Genomic DNA, 7,631 nt, shown 5'->3' on the forward strand with positions numbered 1-7,631 from the left:
CATTAGCGTGGGACAACGAGACCTCCGGGCGGTCGGTGAGGCGTCAGCACCCACACCTTCGCTCGGAGGTCTCCTTGTTCGCTCAGCCTCCTACGCCGTCAACAACGTCCGTGGTCACTACACCTAGGCCCCTGCAGGGCCCCGCCGCGAGCGTGCGAGCGGTGGGGGGCAGGGGGTCCTTTCCTAGCCGATCTCCTCCCAGACCGCCGCGTACTCGGGAACGGTGATCATCGGCGGGCGCTCGTCGACGGCGACCGCGGTGCTGCGCGGCACGAACCGCTCGCCGTCGTGGCGGAACTGGGTGAGCAGCCCGCTGGCGGTCGCGGCGCCGGCGCGGGCGAGCACGGTCGCCACGATCTGCCCGGCCATGCCGCCGAGCGCCTCCTGGCTCTGCGAGGTGTGCCGGCGGACGCCGAGGTCGACCTGGGCCAGCGCCGAGAGCCCGTGCTGCTGCAGCAGGTCGACCAGCAGGCCCACCTCCACGCCGTAGCCCGACACGAACGGCACCCGCTCCAGCGCCGCCCGCCGCCCGGCGTACTCGCCCCCGAGGGGCTGGACGAAGCCGGCCAGCTCCGGCCACAGCGCGTTGAGCAGCGGCCGCGCGGTCAGCTCGGTCACCCGGCCGCCGCCGGCGGGCTGCTCGAGCCCGGCGATCTCCAGCGGGCGGGTGTAGCAGCCCTTCACGTACACCACGCCGGGGTCGGTGAGCAGCGGCGCGAGCAGGCCGGGCACGTAGTGGCGGACGTCGCCCTTCAGGTCGGCGTCGAGGAAGACGACCAGGTCGCCGTCGGTGGCGGCCAGCGCCTTCCACAGCGCCTCGCCCTTGCCGGGGCGGCTGCCGTGCGCGGGCAGCACCTCGGTGGTGGCGACGACGTCGGCGCCGGCGGCGCGGGCGACCGCGGCGGTGCCGTCGGTGGAGTCGGAGTCGACGACGAGCAGCTCGTCGACCAGTGGCGTGCGGCGGACCCAGAGCTCGTGCAGCTCGGCGACCAGGCCGCCGACGGTCTCGGCCTCGTCGCGGGCGGGCAGGACGACGCTGACGCGGTGGCCGCCGCGCAGCTTGGCCCGCAGCAGCGCCGCGGGATCGAGCTCGTCGAGGGAGGTGGCGGACGACGTGCGGTGCTCGAACCAGGCGCGGGCATCGGGTCGCATCGGCCCACTCTCCGGGAGCCCGTGGGTCCTCCGCCAGGCGGCACGGAGTAGTTCACGTGATCGTCATCGCCGGTGCACCGGGGGGCTGGCGCCCCACGAGATCTGCACTCCGGTGGCGATCAGCGGCCGATGGCCACCGGAGCGCGCATCCGGCGAGGCCTCGCCACGAGCCGGCGGTCAGACCTGCGCGGCCGCGGCCTCCCGCAGGGCGGTCGGGCTGTCCGGGCCCACGGTGGCGCCCGCGCCGGTGGGCTCGGGGTGGCCGAGGTCGGTGAGCCAGCCGCGCAGCACCCGGTGCAGCTGCTCGGCGCCGACGATCTCGCCGGGCGGGGCGAACGAGCGCGGGTGCAGCAGGAAGCCCAGCTGCTGCGGCCCGCCGAGCCCGCCGTGCGAGCCGACGTGCGGTTCGAAGGGGGACGCCTCGTCGGTCTCGGGGTCGTACCGGCTGTTGATCAGCACGTCGGGGCAGTGCGGGAAGGTCGACGTGCGGGCCACCAGCTCGGCCGCGTAGGGCCCGTACGGCGCCAGCGGGTCCTCGCCGAACACCTCGCCGGTGGCGATGCGGTGCAGGCCCTCGCGGCCGAGCACGACCGGGCCGTGCTCCTCGGAGTGCACCAGCAGGAAGCCGACGCCGTCGTGGTCGACCAGGCCGGGCAGCAGCTCGGGCCAGTGCCGCTCGATCTCCTCCAGCGGCACCCGGCCGGGGATGTCGGGGAAGGACACCATCGCCACGTGGCCGGAGACCACGCAGACCACGCCGGGCGCCACCCGGGGCACCTTCTCCTCGCCGGAGCCGACGTGCTCGCCGTGGTCGTCGGCGGACAGCGCGGCCACCCGCTCGCGCAGCCGCCGGGCGATCGGCCCGCCGGAGGCGGCCGCCTCGGCCAGGGCGGAGGTGACCTGCCAGCCCTCGACCGGGCGGCGGCTGGTGCTGGGCCCGGGCAGCGCGGCGGGGTCGACGTCGCCGCCGCCGCAGAGCCGGCCGACGTACTGCTCGATCGTCTCGCCGAACCGGTCGGCGAACGCCTGCCCCTGGGTCAGGCCGTGGTCGGAGAGGCAGACCAGGTGGTAGTCGCGCGGCGCGAGCTGGGTGGCCCGCTGCAGCCGGCCGATCTGCTGGTCGATGCTGCGCAGCACCTCGAGGGCGTCGAAGCGCTCGACGCCGGAGTGGTGGCCCACCTCGTCGTAGCCGAGGAAGTCGACGAAGGCCACCGGGCGGCCGGCCAGCATGTCCTCGATCAGCGCCGACACGACGATGTCGCGGGTGATCACCGTGGTGGCCGGCCGGGCCAGCGGGTAGATGCCGCCGCGGGAGACCCGGGGCCGCACGTCGTCGCGCCGCTCGCGGGCCGCGGCGCGCAGCTCGCGGCCCACCTCGACCAGGGAGACGGCCAGGGTGCGCACGGCGTTGACCGGGTTGGCGAAGTAGGCGTAGTAGCCGGCGCCGAACCGGTCGCGGCGGCGCTCGCGGCGCGAGGTCCGCGGCACCACGTGCGACAGCGAGCTCATGGTGAGCGAGACGTGGTCGGCGTCGCCGGTGAAGAGCGTGCCGTGGGCGGCGCCGCCACCGGCGAGCAGGCCCCGACCGTCGGAGTGCCGCCGCTCGACCTCGGCGGCGTCGACGGGGTGCGAGGCGGCGACGACGTGGTCGGTGTCCTTCTCGTACCAGCGGAACCCGAGGATGTCGTGGTTGGAGCCGTGCAGGATGCCGCAGACGCTGGCCACGGTCTGCGAGCTCCAGTCGGTGTGCCACGGCTGCAGCACGTGGCTGCCCGAGCGCACCCACGACGCCAGGGTGGGCATCAGCCCGTCGCGGACGGCGCGGCGCACCGTCTGGTGGCCGAGGCCGTCGATCTGCAGCACCAGCACCCCGGGCGGGGCCGGCTCGGCGCTCCCGGCGCGGGCGGCGCGCCGGCGGGCCCGGCGGAAGAAGAGCTCGTCCTCGTCGATGGCCAGCGCGCTGCTGATGACGCCCGCCACGCCGGCCATGGCCAGGGTCAGCCAGACCGCCGTGGACAGCCGGGCGATGACGACGCCGGGGATGGCGAAGGAGATCGCCAGCACGGCGGCGCCCAGGAGCAGGAACCCGCCGAGGCCGAGGGTGAAGAACGCCAGCGGCAGCGCCACCCGCAGCACCAGCGGCCAGACGACGGCGGTGAGCACGCCGAGGATCAGCGCGAGCACGGGCGGCTGCCACCACGACGGCATGGAGAAGTTGCGCATGCCGGCGTCGAGCGCGACCAGGGCGCCGGTGGCGGCGGCCCACACCAGCAGGACGCGCGCGAGGGTGCGGCCGGTCTGCAGCAGCCGGCCGGTCGACGCGGGCGGGCTCACGGCGCCGGCGCCCCGTCGGGGCAGGGCTGCGCGGCCCGCGCGCGCTGCTCGCGGCGGTGCCGCCGGCGGCTCGCCACGAGGTTGAGCAGCCCGCTGACCAGGAGGATGAGCAGCGCGGCGATCAGGGTGGCGATCAGCGGGTTGTCGAACAGCCCGCCGGAGAGCACGCCGAGCAGCGCGTAGGCCACCGCCCACAGGAAAGAGGCGAGCAGCGCCGCGGGCACCAGCCGGCGCCAGGGGTAGGCGAGCGCGCCGGCGGCGAGCAGCACCGGGATGCGCCCGGCCGGCAGCAGCCGCCCGACCACGATGATCTGCCAGCCGTGGTCGCGGAACTGGGCGCGGACCTCCTCGATCCGCTCGGGGTGCTGGCCGCGGGCCACCCACCGCACCGCGGCCGGCCCGCCGAACCGGCAGATGGCGAAGGTGGCCAGGTCGCCGGCGAGCGCGCCGAGGGTGGCCAGCAGCAGCACCAGCGGCAGCGACAGCTGGCCGGTGCTGGTGGCGACCGCCGCGGCCGCGCCGACGACGGCGCCGGTGGGCACGACCGGCAGGATCGAGCCGAGCAGCACACCGCCGAACAGCACCGGGTAGCCGATGGAGGACGCGTCGGTCCAGCTCGAGGCGAGGACGCTCATGCCGCCGCCACCCCGAGCGGGACCGGCCGGCCCGGTTCCACGTGGAGCACCGTGGTGGCCAGCCCGCGCTGCGCCACCTGGGCGGCGAACGTGCGCGGCGGCTCGACCAGCGCCCGGCGCATGCGGCGGCGCAGCTTCGGCAGCAGGTGGCTGCCGCCGAAGGCGAGCGTGCCCCAGTGCACCGGGACGGCGACGCGCGGCCGCAGCCGGGCCACCGCCTCGGCGGCGCGGTGCGGGTCGAGGTGGCCGTGGCCGAGGTTGGGCCCCCAGCCCCACACCGGCAGCAGCGCGACGTCGATGCCCCGGTCGCCGAGGAACCCCATGGAGTCGAACAGGTCGGTGTCGCCGCTGGCGTAGACGGTGACGCCGTCGCCGCTGATGAGGTGACCCATGGCGCGGGTCTGCGGGCCGTGCTCGAGCCGCGGCCCCCAGCGGTGACCGCTGTGCCGGGCGTGCACGCCGGTGACCTTCAGGTCGCCGTCGCGCAGCGTCTCGCCGGGGGCGAGCTCCTCGACGTGGGCGAAGCCCTTGCCGCGCAGCCAGGCGCCGGCGCCGCGGGGCACGACGATGCGGACGTCGCCGAGCATGCGCAGCGACGGCAGGTGCAGGTGGTCGCCGTGCAGGTGGGACAGCAGCACCATGTCGACGCCGGCCCAGGCCGACTCGTCGGGCAGGGGGACCACCCGGCGCAGCGGGCCGACGCTGGGGGTGAGGAGCGGGTCGGTGAGGACCGTGCGGCCGGCCAGCTCGACCCGGACGGTCGAGTGGCCGACGAAGTGCAGCTCCGGGTCGCTCACAGCGCCAGTATCCAGCGGCGCACCGACAGCCCGGATCAGGTTTTCCCCCCATCGGCACCCTGAACCCTCGGGGGCTTTCGGTACCGAAAGGCCGGGGGCGGCCGCTCTACCGGGGGCTTTCGGTGCAGAGAGCCCGGGGGCGCCCGGGCTTCCTGTACCGAAAGCCCGCTCGGGCCTGCCGGTGGTCACCCGACGGTCAACGACGGGCGGGCCGCCGGTGCTTCCGGTCCGCCGGCGGCGGTCACCCGGAAGGGGGTCGAGGGGTCAGACGCGGGGCAGCGGGGCGCGCGGGCGGGGGACGGCGGCGGGCATGCGACGGCGGGGGCGCGCGGTGCCGGCGTGCCCCAGGACGCGGCCGACGAGCGGGGCCACGACCACGGCGCACACCGTCCAGGCGAGCAGCGCGAGCAGCCAGGTCATCCGCCTGCGCTGCCCCGGCACCAGGTGACCGAAACCCCGGGACACAGGAACACCGGCGCCGCGGTCACCCGATCGGGCGACGGCGGTGATCGAGTCGCGCGCGCCGGGTGCGGCCCGCACCATCGGCTCCATGATCCTGGGGGACGATGTGCGGGGGCTGCCCCACCCGCAGCCGCACGGCGGCCCGGAAGCGGCCGCCGAACTGCGGACGATGGCGCTGCACCTGGAGACGGCCGCGGCGCTGGAGCTCAAGGCGGCCCGGGCCGAGGACCCGGCGCAGGTCGACACGTTGCGCCGGCGCGCCGAGCAGCGGCGCGCGCTGGCCGCCCGCATCCGCGCGCGCCTCGCCGCCCGCGGCGCCGCCATGGCGGAGGCCGCCACCGCGCCGTAGCCCGGCGCCGGGGAGCGTCAGGACGGGGTGCGGCGCCGCACGACCAGGTGGAGGGCGACACCCACGGCCGCGCCCAGCGCGTTCGTCGCGACGTCCACCAGGGACGGGTCGCGGTCGGGCAGCACCAGCCACTGCGCGGCCTCCACGCCCAGCGACGCCAGCACGCAGGCGGTCCAGGCGAGCAGCGGGGGGACGCGGGGGAACGCGGCGCACAGCAGCAGACCGGCCGGGACGAACAGCAGGACGTTGGTGACCTCGTCGACGACCTTGCGCTCCGAGGAGGCCCCGCCCAGCCCGACGGCGTCGACCAGGTCGACCAGCGCCCCGGTCACCGACGGCCCGATCACCGGGAGCAGGGTGAGGACGGCGAGGACGGCGAGGTAGCCCAGGAGCACCCGCCTCGCCCGTCGTTCCCGCACCACAGGACTGTAGACAGCTGCAGGCCCGCGACGGGGCGGTCCCGTGCGCGCTGCCCCTGTCGGGTGACGCCGCCGGCCGTCTCCTAGGTCGCCGGGCCGTCCCGTTCCTAGCCTTCGGCCATGGACTCGCTGCGGGCCTTCGGCCGGCTCACCCGCCGCTGGGTGATCAACCACGTCGTGATGCGCGAGATCATGCCGTGGAAGGTGCGCACCCGCGTGCTGTGCCTGCTCGGCATGCGGATCAAGGGCGCCGGCTTCTCCGCGGGCAGCTGGGTCGGCGGGGTCGACATCGAGATGGGCGAGGGCAGCGGCACCAACATCGGGGCCGTCTTCGACAACCTCGGCCCGATCCGGATCGGCCGGCACGTCTACATCGGGCACCACGTGCTGCTGCTCACCAGCCACCACGACGTCGACCCGGAGGGCAAGCACGTCGCGGGCACGGTCCGCGGCCGCGGCATCACGGTGCACGACGGCGTCTGGATCGGGGCGCGGGCCACGGTGATGCCCGGCGTGACCATCGGCGAGGGCTGCGTGATCGGGGCCGGCGCGGTGGTCACCCGCGACTGCGAGCCGCACGGCATGTACCTCGGCGTGCCGGCCAGGCGGGTCAAGGACCTGCGCCCGGCCGCGCCCGCCCCCGAGCCCCGCGAGCCGGTGGAGACCGAGCCCGCCGCCGTCTGACCCGCCGCCCGTCCGGCGGCGGGAACGCCGTGCCCGCCGTACGTCGGGGCGGATGGCGCGGGGGACGCGGTGGTGGAACGAGCCGCCCTGGTGGGCGTGGGTCGTCATGGCGGCGGGACGGTGTTCCTCGTCGTCGGCCTGCCGTTCGCACTCGGCCGCGGCACGGTCGTCGACACGACGCCGCGGCCCCTCCCGCCCGCGGCCGGGAACACCCCGGCGCCGGAGGAGGCGCTGCTGGTCGCCCTCGGTGACAGCTGGGCCGCGCCGCCCGGCAGCGGCACGCTCGGCCAGCTCGTGGCCGGGACCGCGGCCCTCGAGGAGGCCGACGTCGTCGTCCTCTCGGGCAGCTCCTACGACGGCCCGGGCATCGCCGAGCAGGTCGCCGTCGCCGCGCAGGCGGCCCTCGGCGGGATCGCCGAGCGCGCCCCGGACGCCGTCGTCATCGTGGTCGGCCCGGCCCGGCCCGGCCTGGCCGGACGCCGGGGCGCCGGCCGGGGTCCGCGACAACCGCGACGTGGTCCGCGAGGCGGCCGAGGCCGCCGGCGCCCGGTTCGTCCGCCCGCTCGCCGAGGGCTGGGCGGTCGAGGTCGGCGACGACGGCCGCCCGACCGCCGCCGGCTGCGCCGCACTGGCCGACCGCGTGCAGCCGCTGGTCGAGGAGGCGCCGGGCGCCTAGGGAGTGTCTGGCGGATCATGGAATCCACGTGAGTAGCGCGGCGAGGTGGAGCGCGCCGGCGTAGTTGCGGGCGTGCTTGTCGTAGCGGGTGGCCAGGCCGCGCCACTGTTTGGCCTGGCAGAA

Annotated in this window: 9 protein-coding genes; 3 read left to right on the plus strand and 6 right to left on the minus strand. The window is 76.3% G+C overall.

The window, feature by feature from the left end:
* Positions 1-183 precede the first annotated feature (183 nt).
* The 5 genes from ACI78S_RS24960 to ACI78S_RS24980 form a co-directional block, all read right to left on the minus strand.
* Positions 184-1,152 carry a glucosyl-3-phosphoglycerate synthase gene (locus ACI78S_RS24960; protein ID WP_456977687.1) on the minus strand — a complete coding sequence of 323 codons (969 nt, stop codon included), beginning with the start codon at positions 1,150-1,152 and terminating at the stop codon, positions 184-186.
* Positions 1,153-1,329: 177 nt separating this feature from the next.
* A complete protein-coding gene (locus ACI78S_RS24965; protein WP_456977688.1) occupies positions 1,330-3,486 on the minus strand; it encodes an alkaline phosphatase family protein in 2,157 nt (718 codons plus the stop codon).
* Positions 3,483-4,121: a DedA family protein gene (locus tag ACI78S_RS24970; RefSeq protein ID WP_456977689.1), complete on the minus strand. Its 639-nt coding sequence runs from the start codon at positions 4,119-4,121 to the stop codon at positions 3,483-3,485. The genes ACI78S_RS24965 and ACI78S_RS24970 overlap by 4 nt, the downstream gene beginning before the upstream one ends.
* Positions 4,118-4,918 carry an MBL fold metallo-hydrolase gene (locus ACI78S_RS24975; protein WP_456977690.1) on the minus strand — a complete coding sequence of 267 codons (801 nt, stop codon included), beginning with the start codon at positions 4,916-4,918 and terminating at the stop codon, positions 4,118-4,120. Before ACI78S_RS24975 ends, ACI78S_RS24970 begins: the two co-directional genes overlap by 4 nt.
* Before the next feature lie 264 nt (positions 4,919-5,182).
* A complete protein-coding gene (locus ACI78S_RS24980) occupies positions 5,183-5,338 on the minus strand; it encodes a hypothetical protein (protein ID WP_456977691.1) in 156 nt (51 codons plus the stop codon).
* A 130-nt stretch (positions 5,339-5,468) separates the two neighbouring features.
* Here ACI78S_RS24980 and ACI78S_RS24985 point away from each other — a divergent pair, with 130 nt between their 5' ends.
* Entirely contained in the window at positions 5,469-5,729 is a 261-nt protein-coding gene (locus tag ACI78S_RS24985; RefSeq protein ID WP_456977692.1) for a hypothetical protein, read from the plus strand.
* A 17-nt stretch (positions 5,730-5,746) separates the two neighbouring features.
* On the opposite strand, the gene ACI78S_RS24990 is transcribed toward ACI78S_RS24985, so the two are convergent.
* The gene (locus ACI78S_RS24990; protein ID WP_456977693.1) at positions 5,747-6,148 is read right to left on the minus strand and encodes a VanZ family protein; all 402 of its coding nucleotides are present in this window, start codon (positions 6,146-6,148) and stop codon (positions 5,747-5,749) included.
* A gap of 120 nt (positions 6,149-6,268) precedes the next feature.
* On the opposite strand from ACI78S_RS24990, the gene ACI78S_RS24995 reads away from it, so the two are divergent.
* On the plus strand, positions 6,269-6,832 hold the full coding sequence (locus ACI78S_RS24995) for an acyltransferase (protein WP_456977694.1): 564 nt from the start codon (positions 6,269-6,271) through the stop codon (positions 6,830-6,832).
* A gap of 514 nt (positions 6,833-7,346) precedes the next feature.
* A complete protein-coding gene (locus ACI78S_RS25000) occupies positions 7,347-7,508 on the plus strand; it encodes a hypothetical protein (RefSeq protein WP_456977695.1) in 162 nt (53 codons plus the stop codon).
* Positions 7,509-7,631 lie beyond the last annotated feature (123 nt).

The sequence above is a fragment of the Geodermatophilus sp. SYSU D00815 genome (genome assembly GCF_054050035.1).